Genomic DNA, 16,863 nt, shown 5'->3' on the forward strand with positions numbered 1-16,863 from the left:
AGAGCATGGATGGGATAGGGCGCGCGGTCCTCGGCCTCGCCGTCGTCTTCGCCCTGGCGGGCTGTACCTCGTCGAACTCCGCCAGGTCGGAGCATCCGCACAGTTCGGGGCCGCTGACCGCCGTTCAGATCGCCACGGGCGACGCGAACGGGGTGATCTCCTCGATGTCCGCGATCCACGACGCCGTCCGGCTCGCCAAGGCGCCGGCGGTCTTCGACGGCTCGGGGGCCGGGTACTCTGCCGAGCCCTTCACCCCGCTCGAAGTCGATGGCTGGTACGACGTCGCGGCGCCCTACGCGACGGCGCTGGCCGAGGCCAAGGCGATCCTGGCGCCGGACGACCACGGGCCCGTGTCGGACGGCTACGGACACACACACGGCCTGCAGTTTCTGGAGTTCATGCTCGACCACCTCTACCCGGGCACGCTCGGAAACCGCTGGATCACGGTCACCACCTTCGAGCTCACCGCGCAGACCAGTGAGCTGGAGGTCAGCGTCTCCGAGGGGTACCGGCCGGACAAGCCGGCCGCCGAGCACTTCCCGGCCGGCGGCGTACTCGACGTGGCGTTGTCGCCGGACATCTATCAGGCCAAGCCGACCGCGACCCGCGAGATCACCGATCCGGCGAAGATCGCGCAGATCGCCGGGATCCTCAACGCGCTCCCCACGGTCCCGCTCGAAGCACCGTCCTCCTGCCCGGCCATGGACGCGCAGACCACCGTCGACGTGACTTTGCTCAAGCTGACCTTCCGCGCCACCGCGGGCGGCCCGGCGTTGATCACGGCCACGGTGACCTCGACCTTGAAGAACGAAGAGGGCATCGACGACTGCGATGGCGCGGGAATCGTCCAAGTGACGGTCGGCTCCACCGGCGAGCCCATGCTCGACTCCACCGGGCAGCCGGTGTACGCCCGGATCACCGCCTTGGCAGCGCTGCCGGGCGGGGCCTGAAATGAAGAGCATTGATGTACCGCGGCGCCGCGCGGGTGCGCGCACGTCGGCGGCTACCGCCACCGTCGCCCTCGTGACGGCCGCCGCCGCGTTCGCGCTCGGTGGGTGCACGTCCCCGGCCTCCGACCCGCCGCCCACGCACGTCACGCCCGCCATGACGCCGCTGCAGACCGCCGACGCAGATGCCAATGAATCGATCTCGTCGTTCGGGCGGCTGCCCCACGCGGTGAAACTCTCCGCCACGCCGACCGGGCTCGTCGGGGTCGGTCCGGACAGCGACCAGGTCGTCGAGGGTGAGCCGCTCACCCTCGACCAGTGGTACCGCGTCCCGGTGGGGTACAACGCCGCGCTGGCCGAGGCCGAGGCGCTGCTGCCGAGCTGGGCGGGCAGCGGTGCGACCCCGCACACGACCGAGGGAGTCGGAATTCAGGGCATTGGCGTGCAGCGCGACTTCGGCGGCGCCGCGATCGCGCGCCGGGAGATCCAGCTGGTCGCCTACGCGCTCTCGCCCACGACCAGTGCGGTGCAGGTCGAGGTCACCGACGACTACCGGCCGACCAAGACCGCGGTCGAGGCCTTTCCCACCACGGGGGTGCTCGATGTGGACGTCCGCCCGGCCGTGGGGCCGGCCACGGCCGGGAAGTCCTTCACCGTCACCGACCCGAAGGTGATCGCGCGCGTCGCCGGAATCCTCGACGCCCTGCCGACCGTGCCGATCACCGGAGTCACGGCCTGCCCCGCGATGGGGGTTCCGGCGCGAGGCACCGGCCCGGTGATGTACGAGGTCGAACTCACCTTCCACGCCACCGCGAATGCTCCCGCGGTGGTCTCGGCCACCGTCAAGCAGACCGCGCCGAGCACGCTGGCCTGGGGCGGGTGCGACGGCGACTACGACGCGGTCTGGGTCGCGGTCGGCAAGACCGGGCAGCCCGAACTCGACCCGACCGGGAAGGCCGTGTACGCGCAGGTCATGCAGGCGGTCGGGTACGAGCGCAGCCCCTGACCGGCGCCGACGCGGGTCGTGCCGCGGTCAAGGCCCGGTGAACCCGGGGCGCGACCCGTGGCGTCGGGGCCCGGTTCGGATCTGCGAAAGTAGAGGCGTGGACACCTCGCACGCGCAGACGCAGCCGGACTCCGGAGACGCACCGTCCGAACGGGAGAGCCGGGAGAGCCGGGGCGCGACGGTGCGGCGGCTGGAGAAGGCCACCGGCGCGCTGGCCGCGGCGGCGATCGCGCGGATGGAGGAGAAGTTCGCCTGGTACCGCAACATGCCGCCGGAGAACCGGTCCTGGGTGGGCCTGGTCGCACAGGCGGGTATCGCCGCGTTCACCGAGTGGTTCCGCCACCCCGACCAGCGCTCCGCCGTCTCGGCCGACGTGTTCGGCACCGCGCCGCGCGAACTGACCCGTGCCGTCACGCTGCAGCAGACGGTGCAGATGGTGCGCACCACCATAGAGGTCGTCGAGGACCGGATCGACGCGCTCTCCGAGTCGCCCGAGGAGTCCCGGATCCTGCGCGAGGGGATGCTGCGCTACTCCCGCGAGATCGCCTTCGCCACCGCGCAGATCTACGCGCAGACCGCGGAGCTGCGCGGCGCCTGGGACGCTCGGCTCGAAGCGCTGATCGTCGACGCGGTGCTGCGCGGCGAGGAGGACGACTCGCTGCTCTCGCGTGCCTCGACTCTCGGCTGGGCCGCGCGCACCGACATCACCGTCATGGTCGGGCTGGCTCCGGACGACGAGGCGGAGGCCGTGGTCGACGGCATGCACCGGGCCGGACGGCACCGGCCGGTCTCCGGCTACGAGGGCCCCGGGCTCTCAGTGCTGGCCGGAGTGCAGGGGGACCGGCTGATCGCGATCGTCGGCGGTGTCACCGGGGATCCGGTCACCACGCTGCGCGCGCTGGCCGGACAGTTCGCCCCGGGGCCGGTGGTGATAGGCCCGGTGGTGGCCGAATTGACCGCCGCCTCGCGCTCGGCCGAGGCCGCGTTGTCCGGGCTGCGCGCCGCGGTGGCGTGGCCGGACGCGCCGCGCCCGGTGCTCGCGGACGACCTGCTGCCCGAGCGCGCCGTCGCTGGGGACGAACTGGCCCGCGCGGTGCTGCTGGAGGAGATCTACAGGCCGCTGGCCGAAGCGGGTTCGGCGCTGCTCGAGACGCTCTCGGTCTACCTGGAGCAGGCGGCCAGCCTGGAGGCCGCCGCCCGCATCCTGTTCGTCCACCCCAACACCGTCCGCTACCGGCTCAGACGCGTGACCGACATCACAGGCTTGACGCCCTCGCAGGCGCGCAGCGCCTTCACCCTGCAGATCGCGCTGGTGCTCGGGCGGCTGGCCGAGTCCGGCAAGTCGGCCTAGGCCCCTTGTAGAGATCCCACAAAGTCGGACCTGAGATCTTCGTACCCGTCGTAGGGGGCCGACAGGGCCCGCGCGCGGGATGGTGGAAGGGTGCTCGCATTCGTCGTTCCCGGTCGGGAAACCCGGCGGTGCGCACCCCCGGCTTTCTGACCCGCTCACGAGAAAGTTATTTGGGTGCTCGTACTCGTTGCTCCCGGGCAGGGGGCTCAGACCCCCGGATTCCTCACGCCCTGGCTTGAACTGCCCGGCGTCGCCGACCGGCTGACCTGGTGGTCGGCCGTCGCCGACCTCGACCTGGTGCACTACGGCACCGAGGCCGACGCGGACACCATCCGCGACACCGCCATCGCGCAGCCGCTGCTGGTCGCCTCCGGGCTGGCCGCCGCGCTCGCCCTGTTCCCGCACCCGGCCGAGGCCTTCGGCCAGGTCGGCGCCGCGGCGGGGCACTCGGTCGGCGAGCTCACCGTGGCGGCGGGCACCGGTGCGATCACCGCCGAGTCCGCGATGGCCCTGGTGCGCGAGCGCGGCCGGGCCATGGCCGCGGCCGCCCAGGTCACCGCCACCTCGATGACCGCCGTCCTCGGCGGCGAGGCCGAGGAGGTGCTGGCCAAGATCGCCGAGCACGGCCTGACCCCGGCCAACAACAACGGCCCCGGCCAGATCGTGGCGGCCGGGACGATCGAGCAGCTCGCCGCGTTCCAGGCGGACCCGCCGGCCAAGACGCGGCTGGTGCCGCTGTCGGTGGCGGGCGCCTTCCACACCGAGCACATGGCCCCGGCCGTCGAGCGGATGGGGCAGCTGGCCAAGGGCGTGAGCGCGCGCGACCCGCGGGTGCGCTACATCTCCAACCGGGACGGGCACGTGGTCCACTCCGGCCGCGAGGTGCTCGACCGGATCGTGAACCAGATCGCCAACCCGGTGCGCTGGGACCTGTGCATGGACACCATGCGCGAGCTCGGCGTCACCGGCATCCTCGAACTGCCCCCGGCCGGCACCCTCACCGGCATCGCCAAGCGGGCCCTGAAGGGCGTGGAGACCTTCGCCTTCAAGACCCCGGACCAGCTCGACCAGGCCCGCGCGTTCGTCGCCCGGCACGCCGAGGACTCGGACCCTGCGCCGGCCGCCTCGTCGAACTGGCGGCTGGTGCTCGCCCCGTTCTCTGGCACCGTCCAGCGCGCCGCCGCCGTCGAGGGCAGCGTGCTCGAGCCCGGCGACCACCTGGGCACGGTGGTCTCGCCGCGCGAGGAGCAGAAGCTGGTCGCCGAGCACGGCGGGACCGTGCTCGAATGGCTGGTCGAGGACGGCGCCGCGGTCACCGCGGGCCAGCCGCTCATCCGTATCCACCCCAGAGCCGAGGTCTTCATCTGATGCCGGTCGATATCAAGTCCCCCGCGGGAGCGCCGCACGCCCGCATCCTCGGCGTCGGCGGTTACCGGCCCTCGCGCGTGGTGACGAACGAGCAGATCTGCCAGGTGATCGACTCCACCGACGAGTGGATCACCACCCGCACCGGGATCAAGGAGCGGCGCTGGGCGACCGCCGAGGAGACCGTCGCGGTCATGTCGCTCGCCGCGGCGGGCAAGGCGCTGGCCGCGGCCGGAGTGGAGGCCGAGCAGATCGGCCTGGTCGTCATCTCCACGGTCACGCACCTGGCGCAGACCCCGTCGCTGGCCGCGATGGTGGCCAACGAGCTCGGCGCGCTCAACGCCGCCGCCTTCGACATCTCCGCCGCCTGCGCCGGGTTCTGCCACGGCCTCGCCCTGGCCCAGGACGCGGTGCGCGGCGGTTCGGCCGAGTACGTGCTCGTGATCGGGGTCGAGCGCCTCTCGGACCTGACCGACATGAACGACCGCTCCACCGCCTTCATCTTCGGCGACGGCGCGGGCGCGGCCGTGGTCGGCCCGTCCGAGACCCCGGGCATCGGCCCGGTGGTGTGGGGTGCCGACGGCGCGCAGTACGAGGCGATCGGCCAGACCTTCAACTGGGACGTGCTGCGCGAGCAGACCGATATCGGCTTCCCGGCGCTGCGGATGAACGGCCAGCAGGTCTTCCGCTGGGCCTCGTACCAGATGGTGCCGGTGGCCAAGCGGGCCCTGGAGAAGGCCGGGATCAGCGCCGAGGACCTCGACGCCTTCATCCCGCACCAGGCCAACATGCGTATCACCGACGCGATGATCAAGGCCCTGAAACTGCCCGAGCACGTCCCGGTCGCCCGGGACATCGCCCGTACCGGCAACACCTCGGCGGCCTCGATTCCGCTGGCCATGGAGCGGATGCTGGAGGAGGGCGAGGCCCCGCACGGCGGGGTGGCGCTGCTCATCGGCTTCGGCGCCGGGCTCGTCTACGCGGCGCAGGTGGTCGTGCTGCCGTAGCCGTCCACATTCCGCACACGTGCTGAATGTAGGCTTTCCCAGTCCCTCCGGCCGAGACCGCACGGTAGCGGCCGACACCCGCAGCAACACAGGTTGAACACAGGTTAGGAGCCAGGTCATGGCCACGCAGGAAGAGATCCTCCAGGGGCTCGCCGAGATCGTCAACGAGGTCGCCGGCATCGACGTCGAGGACGTTCAGTCGGACAAGTCCTTCACTGAGGACCTCGACGTCGACTCGCTGACCATGGTCGAGGTCGTCGTCGCTGCCGAGGAGAAGTTCGGTGTCAAGATTCCGGACGAGGAGGTCAAGAACCTCTCGACCGTCGGCGACGCCGTCACCTACATCCAGTCCCACCAGGACTGATCCGCATCACCCGCGCGCAGCCGCCGTGCCTGCCCGGTTCCGTCCGGGCGGTCGGGGCGGCTGCCGCGGCGCCGCCCCGGCGGCCCGACCGGTCGGTTTCGACGAGTAGATTGGCAGAGCAGTGAACAAGACCGTGGTCGTGACCGGCCTCGGCGCGACGACCCCGCTGGGCGGGGACGTGGCGTCAACCTGGGAGTCGTTGCTGGCCGGGGATTCCGGCATCGTCCCGCTGACCGACGACTGGGCCGCCGAACTGCCGGTGCGCATGGCCGGCAAGGTCAGGGTGGAGCCGTCCGAGGTGATGAAGCCGGTCGAGCGCCGGCGCCTTGACCGTTCCGCCCAGTTCGCCCTGATCGCCGCCCGCGAGGCCTGGAAGGACGCCGGGCTCGAGGGCACCGAGGTGGACCACGAGCGGCTCGGAGCCGTGGTGGGCTCCGGCATCGGCGGCGTGACCACCCTGCTCGACAACTACGATCTTCTGCTGTCCAAGGGCGCGCGCGGGGTGAGCCCCCGGGCCGTGCCGATGCTCATGCCCAACAGCCCGGCCGCCTACGTGGGCCTCGAGTTCGGCGCCCGCGCCGGGGTGCACACCCCGGTCTCGGCCTGCGCCACCGGGTCGGAGGCGATCGGCTACGCGATGAACATGATCCGCAGCGGCCGGGCCGACGTCGTGGTCTGCGGCGGCACCGAGGCCGCGATCCACCCGCTGCCGATCTCCGCCTTCGCCAACATGATGGCGATGTCGAAGAACAACGAGGACCCCAAGCACGCCTCGCGCCCGTACGACAAGGGCCGCGACGGCTTCGTGCTGGGCGAGGGCGCGGGCATCCTGGTGCTCGAGTCCGCCGAGCACGCCGCCGCCCGCGGCGCCCGGGTGTACGCGGAGATCGCGGGTGTGGGCATGTCCGCCGACTCGCACGACATCGCGCAGCCCGACCCCACCGGCGAGGGCATCGCCGCCGCGATCCGCAAGGCGGTCGAGGACGCCGGGGCCGAGCCGGGCCAGATCGTGCACCTGAACGCGCACGCCACCTCCACCCCGCTGGGCGACACCGGTGAACTCAGGGCTCTGCGCATGGCGCTGGGCGCGGACGCCGAGCACATCGCCATCTCGGCCACCAAGTCGATGACCGGGCACCTGCTCGGCGGCGCCGGCGGCATCGAGACCGTGTTCACGGTCAAGGCCGTGCACGACCTGGTGGCCCCGCCCACGATCAACATCGTCGAGCTCGACGAGGAAGCCGACCTCGACATCGTGCGCGACGAGCCGCGCAAGCTGCCCGCCGAGACCGAGGCCGGTCCGATCGTGGCGCTCAACAACTCCTTCGGCTTCGGCGGCCACAACGTCGTGCTCGCGGTGCGCCGCGTCTGAGGGCACACGAGGGACCTCGACGGCCGTCGCCGAGCGGCGGCTTCGTGGTCCGGGGCGGGGCCGAGGGGCTCGGCCCGGCGGCCGGCTGAGCGGCCCACGGCCCGGCCCTGACCGACCTGGTCGTCCCCGGCCGGCCGGTGTTCGCCGCCGCCCCCGGCGTGGTGCACGCGGTCGCCGCGGTGCCGATTGCGCGCCTCGGCGACGCTCCGGCGCAGGCGGCACGGCAACATTCCGCTCTAGGACGGAAAATCCGCGACGCCCGGCGGTTGCGCGCTCGACCGGCGCGCGGCCGCGCGGGCGCCGCCACCTGGGGGCTGACTGCACGTCAGACTTGTACAGTGGTCACGATTTCGCTTCCGCCCGGCGCGGAGGCGCGACCGTGGCCACTTCGCGTTTACGGTCCCACCACGACGTAAATCGGCGAAACAGTAGACGGGGGGTAGCGTCTAGGGGTCACAATCGGGTAAAGACTCTAGAAGGAAGGATCAAGCCGGGAGGCTTTTCGGCTCAGGGCGCGGCTGCCGCGCCCCCGCCGTCTGCCGCGAGGGAGGGATACGTCATGTGGGTCGGGTACCGCTCGGTGTTCGGCGTCGACTGGAAGGAGGCAGGGCACGGCGCGCAGATCGGCGCCGACCGCATGGCCGCCTGGCTGCGCGCCGAGGGTTTCGAAGAGCCCTTCGACACCGCGCCGGGACGCTACAAGGTCGGCGGCGGAGCCGTGCTCACGGTCACCGAGGGGGTGGCGCCAGGCCGGTTCAAAGCCGCGAGATATCGGCTTAAAGAGGCCCCCCGGGCCGGTGTGCACTGGTATACCTCGCTGACCTCGGTGTCGCTGTCCCGAAGGCCGGACAAGGAACTCAAGGAGAGCGGTTACTTTCTGATCGAGGTCAGCGCGCGGGCGGAGGACGGGGTCGGCGCGATCGACGAGCGGGTGCGCACCCCGGACCTGACCGGCCTGGTGCTCGACGCGGTCACCGCCTTCGACGGCCCGGCCCGGCTGACCACCTCGCCCCAGGTGCTCGGCGTGCGCGACATCGACGAGCTGATCACGGTGCTGTGCGACCCGGGCCGCAGGCTCCCGGCCATCGTCGCGGTGCCGGGGGAGGGGGAGGACCTCGAGCCGTGGCGGGCCCGGTTCACCGAGGCCACCCGCTACCTGCCCGGCATCGCCTCGCTCTACCTGCTCGACGAGGAGGCCGGGCGAAAACTCAACGGAGACTTCGAATACCACTGGACCATGGCCGCGCTGCGCACCTTCAAGCCCGGGGTGGATCCGGCCAGCCGCGAGGACGCCGAGCGGCACCGGGTGCTCAAGGGCGAGCGGCTCGAGCACGAGATGGACGCGGTGCAGGCGATCCTGACCCACCGGATCAGGGCCGAGGCCGCCGCCGCGCCCCTGCCGCGCCCGCTCGAGGACGTGGCCGACGTGCTCTACGAGTCCGGCGAGGCCCAGCGCGCGGACGCGGCCCGGCTGCGCCGCACCTTCGTGGAGATGGGCGTGGAGCTGGTGCGCCCGGCCGCGGACGAGCGCGACGCGCACCTCGAGGCCGAGCCGAGCCCGTTCGACCTGCTGGCCGACTCCTTCAGCGACTATCCCAACCTGCTGATCACCGCCGAGGCCGGGCCGATGGGCGTGCTGGACCGGCACAAGGACGCCACCACCTTCGCCGGCAAGGCCCGCGAGGCCCTGGCCGCGCTGGACTCCTACGCCGCGCAGCGGCGCTCGGGCAACTGGGAGGGCGGCGGATTCCGGCGCTACTGCGAGGATTCCCGGCACGGCGGCCGGATCTACCCGGCCACCCAGGTCGCCTCGCTCGAGTCCGACACGGTCCGGCAGGACCCACGCCTGGCCGAGCAACGCAGATTCCGGGTGCCACGGCTGATCGATCCCTCCGGCTACGCCGAATTCTGGGCCCATGTGAAGATCGGCAACTCGGGGCAGACGGCTCCACGGCTGCACTACTACGACGACACCTCCGGACCCACCGGAGCTGTCGTCGTCGGCTATATCGGACCGCATCTTCGCAATACCCGATCAAGCTGACCTCGGGTACTGTGAACGTCGACCCACAGTGACGGCCCGCGCACGGCGCAGGCGCACTCGACCGAGGCGGACGGCATGACAGCGCAAGCGAACACGCACGCGTTCGACGATCCCACGGTTCCGCACCCGGCCCGCCGCTACAACTACTGGCTCGGCGGCCGGGAGAACTACCGGGTCGACCGCGCCTCGGGCGACGCGGTGGCCGCCGCCATGCCCACGGTCCGGGTGGGCATCCACGAGAACCGGGCGTTCCTGCGCCGGGCCGTGCGCTTCATGGTCGGCGAGGGGATAAGGCAGCTGATCGACGTCGGCCCGGGCATCCCGGCGCCGGACTGCTCGCACGAGGTGGCCCAGGCCCTCGCCCCGGAGACCCGGGTGCTCTACGTGGACAACGATCCCGTGGTCATCGCCTACTCCCGGGCCCTGCTGCGCAGCGCCGCGCTGCCGCCGGTGGACGAGGACGGGCGGGAGTTCGCGGCCGCGGTGGACCTCGACTTCGGGTCGGCGGACGAGGACGAGGAGGCCGAGGCGCACATCGACACCGCCCCCGGCGTCCTCGGCCTCGACGAGCCGGCCGAGATCGACGAGATCGACGAGATCGAAGTGATCGAAGAGATCGACGAGGTGAACGGCTCCGGCGCGCCCACCGAGACGCGCGGGCTGATCGGGCACGTGCTGGCAGACCTCTGCGAGCCCGAGCGGATACTGGCCAACGCCGAGCTGCGCACGGTCATCGACTTCTCCCAGCCCGTGGGCCTGCTGATGGTGGCGGTGGCGCACTTCTGCGTCAAGGACGAGGAGGTCTTCACCGCGGTCAAGCGGCTGATCGACGTGCTGCCCTCCGGCAGCGTGGTCGCGTTCAGCCACGCCGCCACCGACTACCTCGACCCGCGCACCAAGGGCCGGGTGGACGCGGCCAACCGCGACCACCGCTCGCCCTTCGCATTCCGCTACAGCTTCGAGATCGCCCGCTTCGCCGCCGGGCTCGAGATCCTCGACCCGGGCGTGGTGCCCATCTCGCTGTGGCGGGCCGAGGACGAGGCGCAGCCGCGGCCGAGCGCCGCGGACACCGGCATCGCGGCCTGGGTGGCGCGCAAACCCTGACCCGCACGGTGAATCGGCGCGGCGTCAGGCGGCGCCCTGGGTGCGCCCTGAGCGCCTCACGGACGCCGGGCGGCGTTGGGAGATCAGGGAACGCGCGTGCGGGGGCTCAGGCGGCCTGTGCGGCCGTCGGCCCCGCGGGGGTACGCCGTTCGGGTCACGCCTCGGTCGTGTCTGCAAAGGTTCGCCGGGGCCGCGACGCCCCTTTGAAGACACTCCCTAGGCGGACGGCGGAAGCTGGTTCCACGCCGTCAGCACGCGCACGTCGTGCTCGAAGCCGAGGCGGGAGACCGAGGCGGTGTCCAGCTTCAGCCGGCTGCCGTGTTCCGGCGGCTGCTCGATCCAGCGCGCGGCGAGCACCCGCAGCAGGTGGCCGTGCGCGACCAGGACGACGTCGCCGTCCGGCGCGTCGCCGGTCACCAGCGGCAGCACCCGGGCGATGACGCGGTCACAGCGCTCGCCCACCTGCTCCACCGACTCGCCGGGGAAGCCCGCGGGACCGCCGGGGATCACCCCGTCACGCCACAGGAACCAGCAGGGGCGCTGCGCCTGGATGTGGGCCGAGGTCACGCCCTCGTAGCCGCCGTAATCCCACTCCCACAGGTCCGGGTCGGTGCCGTCGGCGTCCAGGCCGGCGAGTTTGGCGGTGTCCACGGCCCGCTGCGCCGGGCTGGTCCAGCAGGCCGCGATGGTGCGTCCGGCCAGCAGCGCGGCCGCGGCGACGGCCTGCCTGCGCCCCTCGTCGGTCAGCGGGAGGTCGGTGCGCCCGGTGTGCCGCCCGTCCCTGGACCACGCGGTCTCGCCGTGGCGCAGCAGGATGATCTCGCCCATGTCTGCCACCGTAGCGGGTGGCGTCTGTGGGCGCAGTCGGAGAACGCGGATCGGGTCTGGCCCGGATGTGCGAGGCTGTGCACATGCACGATCATGCCGCGGTCGCCGCCGACGAGACGCTCGAGATCGACCCGCCGCTGTGGCGCGCGTTCACCGAGGCCACCGGGTTCATGCCCGAGGACGAGGCCAGGGCCCTGTACGCGGCCGCGGTGGCCGGAGCCGCGGTCGGCGACCTGGTGGAGATCGGCACCTACCAGGGCAAGTCCGCGATCCTGCTCGGCGCGGCCGCGCGCGCGGGCGGGCGGATGCTGCTGAGCGTGGACCACCACCGGGGCTCGGAGGAGCACCAGCCCGGCTGGGAGTACCACGACCCGACGCTGGTGGACCCGGCCGTCGGGCGCATCGACACCCTGCCGTACGCCCGCAGGGCGCTCGCGCTGGCCGGGGTGGAGGAGCACGTGGTGCTGGTGGTGGGACGGTCCGCGCAGGTGGCCCGGCTGTGGCAGGGGCCGGCCGGATTCGTGTTCATCGACGGCGGCCACACCGACGAGGCGGCCCGCGCGGACTACTCCGGGTGGGCGCCGAAGGTGGCGGTGGGCGGCCTGCTCGCGATCCACGACGTCTTCCCCGACCCGGCCGACGGCGGCCAGGCGCCGTACCGGATCTACCTGGGGGCGCTGGACTCCGGCGAGTTCGAGGAGCTGCCCGGGCAGGGTTCGCTCAGGATCCTGCGTCGGGTCTGAGCGGCTGAGCCTGAGCGGCGAGCGGCTGAACGACTGGGCGGTTGGGTGGCCGAACTGCCGAACAGCGGATCTCAGACCTTGATCACGCCGCCGAGGGTCGCGGCCCGGTCGGCCATCTCCGGGCCGGGGCCGTCGTCGAAGTCCTTCTCCTCCGGCGGGATGTCGTCCCGGCGCCAGAGCGGCAGCTGCACCATGCCGGGGTAGATCATGTCGTAGCCGGCCACGACGGACTCGATCTGCCCCAGCGAACGCGGCGTCAGCTCGATCCGCTCCTGGGCCATGATCAGGTCCACCGCCTCGTCGATGTCGTTCTGGCCGACCTCCTCGACGTGCTGGAACGCGATCATGCTGCCCTTGGGCACCCACGCGACCACCTCGGCCAGCGCCGCGCGCGTCTGGTCCAGGTCCCTGATGTAGTCGAGCATGCCCAGCAGCAGCACGCCGATCGGCCGGTTCAGGTCCAGGTGCGTGGTGACCAGCGGGTCGGCCAGCACCAGCTGCGGCTTGCGGAAGTTGCCCTCCACCACGGTCACGTCGCTGTCCGGCCGGCCGACCAGCAGCGCCCGGGCGTGGGCCAGGGTGATCGGGTCGTCGGCCACGTAGACGAAGCGGCAGTTCGGCTGCACCGTGCGGGCGACCTGGTCGTGGCTGTTGGCGATCGAGATCGCCGTGCCCAGCTGCAGGAACTGGGTGATGCCGGACCCCGCGATGTAGCGCACCACCCGGCGGTTGAAGGCCTCGACCGCGCGGGCGCTGATCACCGCGTCCGGCCGGGCGCGCAGCAGCACCTCGACCGCGTCCCGGTCGGCCTGGTAGTTGTCCTTGCCGCCGATGAGGTAGTTGTACATACGGAAGGGGTGGGGCACGGTCGGATCGATGACCGGCGGGTCCCAGTCTCCACCCAGGGACTCGGTCCAGTCGGTGCCAGGCCCGAGCTGGAGCTCCGGTGCGTCGTCGTGTCCGGACATCCCGTCCTCCCGATTCCGGGCGGAGCCGGGCGATTCGCCGGCTGCGCCATGGCCGTCATGATAGGTCGTCAAACGGCCCGAGGGAACGGTTCTTCCGAGCCTTTGCCACCTTGCTACCCACCTGTTTGCGCACGCTGATACGGCTGTGGCCACCGCTGCGTACGTGGTCCGGGCATGCGGCAGCGGCCTGCCCCGCTCCGGCGGTCCAGGAGCGGGGCAGGCCTGTCTCGGGGTGGCGATCAGCCGTGGCGCGGGCGCCTAGGCCAGATCGTCGAACTCGCCGTCCTTGACGCCGGCGAGCATCGCCTGGATCTCGGCCCTGGTGTAGACCAGGGCAGGACCCGAGGCGTCACGGGAGTTGCGCACGGCCACACTGCCGTCGGGCAGCGCGGCGAATTCGACACAGTTGCCCTGGGAGTTGCTGTAGCTGCTCTTGCGCCAGGCGGCGCCGGCGAGCTCGGTCGCCGCGATCCCGTTACGGGGGGTGCTGGACATCGCTGCTCTCCTCATGGATCTTCCGGATCTTCGAGTGCTGTTTCCCTGCTCTTCGACCATAGCGCCGATTCCCTTGCCGATGCACGTGCATCTGCCAAAGAAAGTGCATTTTCACGGAGTCGCGGGGGCGCTCGATCGGCGCTCGGGGCGCGCGTACACGCGCCCGGGGTTGCATATTGGATAATGCATGCGGCGAAGTGCGGACACGCCGAAGCGCGGCCTCGGCGAAAGCCGGCCGCGTTATCTGTGTACTGATGAAGAATGTGAATGGAGTGAAGGGCGGGAACGCCACGACGCCGTCGGGCGCCGGGGTGCGGCGCCGAAGAAGGCGGAGTTCGGCGACACGCCAGGGTGGCGCCAGGTGGCGTTATGTGGCGCGTACGAGGAATCGGGCCCAGACCGCCTTACCGTCGGGCAGGTCCTCCCAGTCCCAGGCGCTGGCCAGCGCCTCCACCAGGATCAGGCCGCGGCCGGACTCGGCGTTGTGGTCGGCCTGCTCCGGCAGCGGCGGCAGCGGGCTCGAATCCACGACCCGGCAGGTCAGCGCGCCGGAAGAGCACTCCAGCTCCAGCAGCACCGGCTGGAGCGCGCCGTCCGCGCCGCAGCCGGTGTGCAGCAGCGCGTTGGTGACCAGTTCGGACACGACCAGGTCGACGTCCTCGGTGAGCGCGTGCAGGTCCCAGGAGGTCAGCACGGTTCTGGCCGCACGCCGCGCCTTGCCGGCGGACTCGGGGACCGGGTCGAACCGGAACATCGCGGTGCGCACGGTATCGGCCGGGTCGGTAGCACCGCAGGTGTCTGCGGAGGTCGCGAGCGCCATGTGGGCATCCGTGGGGAGTGGAGGGACGTGAATCCGAACCTGTACGTGATCTCGGTGCACAGCGCGGGTCGTACGCGTACGCTCGGTCTCGGCGCGATCGTCCGGTGTTGCAAGGGTCGATGCACTTGCCGATGGTTCGCGTGCCGATGCACTTGCATCGTAGCGCCGAAGCGACGGTCTGTACGGCATCTTCGGCAAAGGCTCTTCAAATCGCCGTGACCAGGTGGCAGACTTGCCGTCACGGACAGCGAGGGCGGGAATTCGGGAGTGCGGATGGACGGCGAGGGAGACAACTCCACCGTGCGCCGTATCCTGCTGGGCACGGTGCTGCGCAAATTGCGGCTGAAGAAGCAGATCTCCGCCAAGGAGGCCGGCTACCACATCCGCGGCACCGAGTCGAAGATCAGCCGGATGGAGACCGGGAAGGTCTCGTTCAAGGAGCGCGACGTCGCGGATCTGCTGACCCTGTACGGGGTGAGCGACTCCAGTGAGCGCGAGCAGATCCTCAACCTGGTCAACGAGGCCAACACGCTCGGCTGGTGGCACACCTTCAACGAGTCGCTGCCCAGCTGGTTCGAGGCCTTCGTCGGCCTGGAGACCGCGGCCTCGATCGTGCGCACCTACGAGGTGCAGTACATCCCCGGACTGCTGCAGTGCCGCGAGTACGCGCGGGCCGTGATCGGCAGCAACCGCAGCCTCAGCCGGGAGGAGGTCGAGCGCCGGGTCGAGGTGCGCATCCGCCGTCAGGAGATACTCGACCGTCCCGGCGCGCCGGTGTTCTGGACCGTGCTGGACGAGGCCGCGCTGCGCCGCCCCATCGGCGGCGCGAACTCGATGCAGCCCCAGCTCGAGTACCTGATCGAGCAGACCCAGCGGGCGAACGTCACCATCCAGCTGCTGCCCTTCTCCGTCGGCGCGCACGCGGCCGAGGGCGGCGCCTTCGTGCTGCTGCGCTTCGCCGAACCCGAACTCGCCGACCTGGTCTACCTCGAGCACCTGACCGGGGCCCAGTACCTGGACCGGCCGGAGGACGTGGAGCAGTACTCCCGGGTGATGGACCGCATCTCGGTCGACGCGCTGACCCCCGAGGACACGCTGCGCGCGCTCAAGCACTTCGCGATGGTCGCGCGCCGCTAGAAGTCCGATGAAGATCTTCGTGGTCTGATGTGGCGGGTCGGCGTAGCCGGCCCGCCACTGGCCTGTTCATGCTGGTGTCGGCAGGTTCCAGCGTCCGTTGGTGCGGGTGAGGCCGAGGTTGATGAGGGTGCGTAGGTTCAGGGCGGCGGCGCGGGTGTGGATCCAGGTGTTGTTGGCGATGGTGCCGCGGTAGCGCAGGCGCCGGTTGCCGCCGGCCACCAGCCAGGCGACGGCTCGTTCGACCGGTGGGCGCCAGCGGCGGTAGGCGGCCTGCCAGTCGGGGTCGGTGGCCGCCATGTGGCGGGCGGCGGTCTGCTGGTCGTGGTGGGGGCGGATGGTCAGCACCCGTCCGCGTTTGGCCTTGGTGCAGCGCTCGCGTAGCTCGCATCCGGCGCACAGTTGCTCGAAGACGGCTCTGCGCTGCAGGTTGATTCCGCTGGGCGCTGTGAGGGGGACGGTGTGCCCGGCGGGGCAGGTGACCTGTCCGGCGGTGGTGTCGATGGCGAAGTCGTCGAGGCTGAACCCGCCCGCGACAGCGGTGGTGAGCGGGGCGGGTTTGAAAAACAGGCGGTGTTCGCGCGCGAGGAGCGCGTCGGCGCCGGGCACCTCGCGTGCGACCCGGCGGATCGCGGCGATGATCTGGGTGACGGTGTCCTGGGTGGCGACCGCGTCGTCGAGCACCGTGGAGTCCAACGCCCGACGGGTCTTGCCCTTAAGGACCCCGGTCTCGGCCACCACGGCGCGCACCGCGGTGAAGATCCGCTGCGGATCGGCGGAGCGCGATAGACGGCGGCGGAAGTAGGCCAGCAGCGAGGAGTCGAACGCGGTGTCATACAATCCGAGCCCGCACGCGGCTTTCCAGCGCAGGTCGCAGCGCAGCTCCTGGACCGTCTCGATGTCTGACAGGCCGTGAAGGGCCTGCAGGGTGACCGCCGCCGCCAGGATCTGCGGCGGCATCGAGGGCCGGCCGTTGCGCGAGGGGTACATGTCAGCGAACATCCCCGCCGGGAACAACGCCTCACGATGCTCGGCCAAAAACGCGAACACGCTGGAAGCCGGGATCAGCTCCCGACACGTGACCCACACGTCGGGACCTGCCAGTTCACCCGTCCACTCACCCTGCATGACAGCATTCTGGCCCAACCGCTGCGCGGCCGGGCCAGAACAGAGATCTTCATCGGACTTCTAAAGAGGCTTACGCCTCGGACCGCCGAGCGAAGGGTGGCGTTCGCGTGACGTTGCCGGTCAGCGGGTGGACGCTGCCGAAGGGTGGTGTCTGATTCTCGCGGGAGGTGGTCGGGGTGACCGGTCG

At 71.3% G+C, this 16,863-nt stretch carries 16 protein-coding genes; 11 read left to right on the forward strand and 5 right to left on the reverse strand.

The window, feature by feature from the left end; genetic code table 11:
- Positions 1 to 5 precede the first annotated feature (5 nt).
- From KDL01_RS12820 to KDL01_RS12860, 9 genes are all read left to right on the forward strand, one after another.
- On the forward strand, positions 6 to 950 hold the full coding sequence (locus KDL01_RS12820) for a hypothetical protein (RefSeq protein WP_212528668.1): 945 nt from the start codon (positions 6 to 8) through the stop codon (positions 948 to 950).
- Positions 951 to 1,023: 73 nt separating this feature from the next.
- The gene (locus tag KDL01_RS12825; RefSeq protein ID WP_212528669.1) at positions 1,024 to 1,953 is read left to right on the forward strand and encodes a hypothetical protein; all 930 of its coding nucleotides are present in this window, start codon (positions 1,024 to 1,026) and stop codon (positions 1,951 to 1,953) included.
- A 97-nt stretch (positions 1,954 to 2,050) separates the two neighbouring features.
- Positions 2,051 to 3,304 (forward strand): PucR family transcriptional regulator, encoded by a 1,254-nt coding sequence (locus tag KDL01_RS12830; protein WP_307846278.1) that lies wholly within the window; start codon positions 2,051 to 2,053, stop codon positions 3,302 to 3,304.
- Positions 3,305 to 3,478: 174 nt separating this feature from the next.
- Positions 3,479 to 4,672 (forward strand): acyltransferase domain-containing protein, encoded by a 1,194-nt coding sequence (locus KDL01_RS12835; RefSeq protein ID WP_212528670.1) that lies wholly within the window; start codon positions 3,479 to 3,481, stop codon positions 4,670 to 4,672.
- Complete coding sequence (locus KDL01_RS12840) at positions 4,672 to 5,676, forward strand: beta-ketoacyl-ACP synthase III (RefSeq protein WP_212528671.1); 1,005 nt, start codon at positions 4,672 to 4,674, stop codon at positions 5,674 to 5,676. The genes KDL01_RS12835 and KDL01_RS12840 overlap by 1 nt, the downstream gene beginning before the upstream one ends.
- 118 nt (positions 5,677 to 5,794) lie before the next feature.
- Entirely contained in the window at positions 5,795 to 6,040 is a 246-nt protein-coding gene (locus KDL01_RS12845) for an acyl carrier protein (protein WP_212528672.1), read from the forward strand.
- Between the two features lie 121 nt (positions 6,041 to 6,161).
- Positions 6,162 to 7,412 carry a beta-ketoacyl-ACP synthase II gene (gene fabF, locus KDL01_RS12850; RefSeq protein WP_212528673.1) on the forward strand — a complete coding sequence of 417 codons (1,251 nt, stop codon included), beginning with the start codon at positions 6,162 to 6,164 and terminating at the stop codon, positions 7,410 to 7,412.
- Between the two features lie 559 nt (positions 7,413 to 7,971).
- A complete protein-coding gene (locus KDL01_RS12855) occupies positions 7,972 to 9,456 on the forward strand; it encodes a hypothetical protein (RefSeq protein ID WP_212528674.1) in 1,485 nt (494 codons plus the stop codon).
- A 75-nt stretch (positions 9,457 to 9,531) separates the two neighbouring features.
- Positions 9,532 to 10,560 (forward strand): SAM-dependent methyltransferase, encoded by a 1,029-nt coding sequence (locus tag KDL01_RS12860; RefSeq protein WP_212528675.1) that lies wholly within the window; start codon positions 9,532 to 9,534, stop codon positions 10,558 to 10,560.
- Positions 10,561 to 10,776: 216 nt separating this feature from the next.
- On the opposite strand, the gene KDL01_RS12865 is transcribed toward KDL01_RS12860, so the two are convergent.
- The gene (locus tag KDL01_RS12865) at positions 10,777 to 11,388 is read right to left on the reverse strand and encodes a histidine phosphatase family protein (protein WP_212528676.1); all 612 of its coding nucleotides are present in this window, start codon (positions 11,386 to 11,388) and stop codon (positions 10,777 to 10,779) included.
- A gap of 83 nt (positions 11,389 to 11,471) precedes the next feature.
- Here KDL01_RS12865 and KDL01_RS12870 point away from each other — a divergent pair, with 83 nt between their 5' ends.
- Entirely contained in the window at positions 11,472 to 12,131 is a 660-nt protein-coding gene (locus KDL01_RS12870; protein ID WP_212528677.1) for a class I SAM-dependent methyltransferase, read from the forward strand.
- Positions 12,132 to 12,202: 71 nt separating this feature from the next.
- Here the strand turns inward: KDL01_RS12870 and KDL01_RS12875 are convergent, their stop codons facing one another.
- From KDL01_RS12875 to KDL01_RS12885, 3 genes are all read right to left on the reverse strand, one after another.
- Positions 12,203 to 13,099 carry an SAM-dependent methyltransferase gene (locus tag KDL01_RS12875; protein ID WP_212528678.1) on the reverse strand — a complete coding sequence of 299 codons (897 nt, stop codon included), beginning with the start codon at positions 13,097 to 13,099 and terminating at the stop codon, positions 12,203 to 12,205.
- A gap of 258 nt (positions 13,100 to 13,357) precedes the next feature.
- Entirely contained in the window at positions 13,358 to 13,594 is a 237-nt protein-coding gene (locus KDL01_RS12880) for a DUF397 domain-containing protein (RefSeq protein ID WP_212528679.1), read from the reverse strand.
- 367 nt (positions 13,595 to 13,961) lie between these two features.
- Complete coding sequence (locus KDL01_RS12885) at positions 13,962 to 14,414, reverse strand: ATP-binding protein (protein WP_212528680.1); 453 nt, start codon at positions 14,412 to 14,414, stop codon at positions 13,962 to 13,964.
- A gap of 273 nt (positions 14,415 to 14,687) precedes the next feature.
- On the opposite strand from KDL01_RS12885, the gene KDL01_RS12890 reads away from it, so the two are divergent.
- Positions 14,688 to 15,551 carry a Sco1979 family transcriptional regulator gene (locus KDL01_RS12890; protein ID WP_212528681.1) on the forward strand — a complete coding sequence of 288 codons (864 nt, stop codon included), beginning with the start codon at positions 14,688 to 14,690 and terminating at the stop codon, positions 15,549 to 15,551.
- A 66-nt stretch (positions 15,552 to 15,617) separates the two neighbouring features.
- Here KDL01_RS12890 and KDL01_RS12895 read toward each other — a convergent pair whose 3' ends face one another.
- Entirely contained in the window at positions 15,618 to 16,676 is a 1,059-nt protein-coding gene (locus KDL01_RS12895) for a transposase (RefSeq protein ID WP_212528682.1), read from the reverse strand.
- Between the last annotated feature and the right edge of the window lie 187 nt (positions 16,677 to 16,863).

It is taken from the genome of Actinospica durhamensis, assembly GCF_018139695.1.
GTDB classification, from domain to species: domain Bacteria; phylum Actinomycetota; class Actinomycetes; order Streptomycetales; family Catenulisporaceae; genus Actinospica; species Actinospica durhamensis.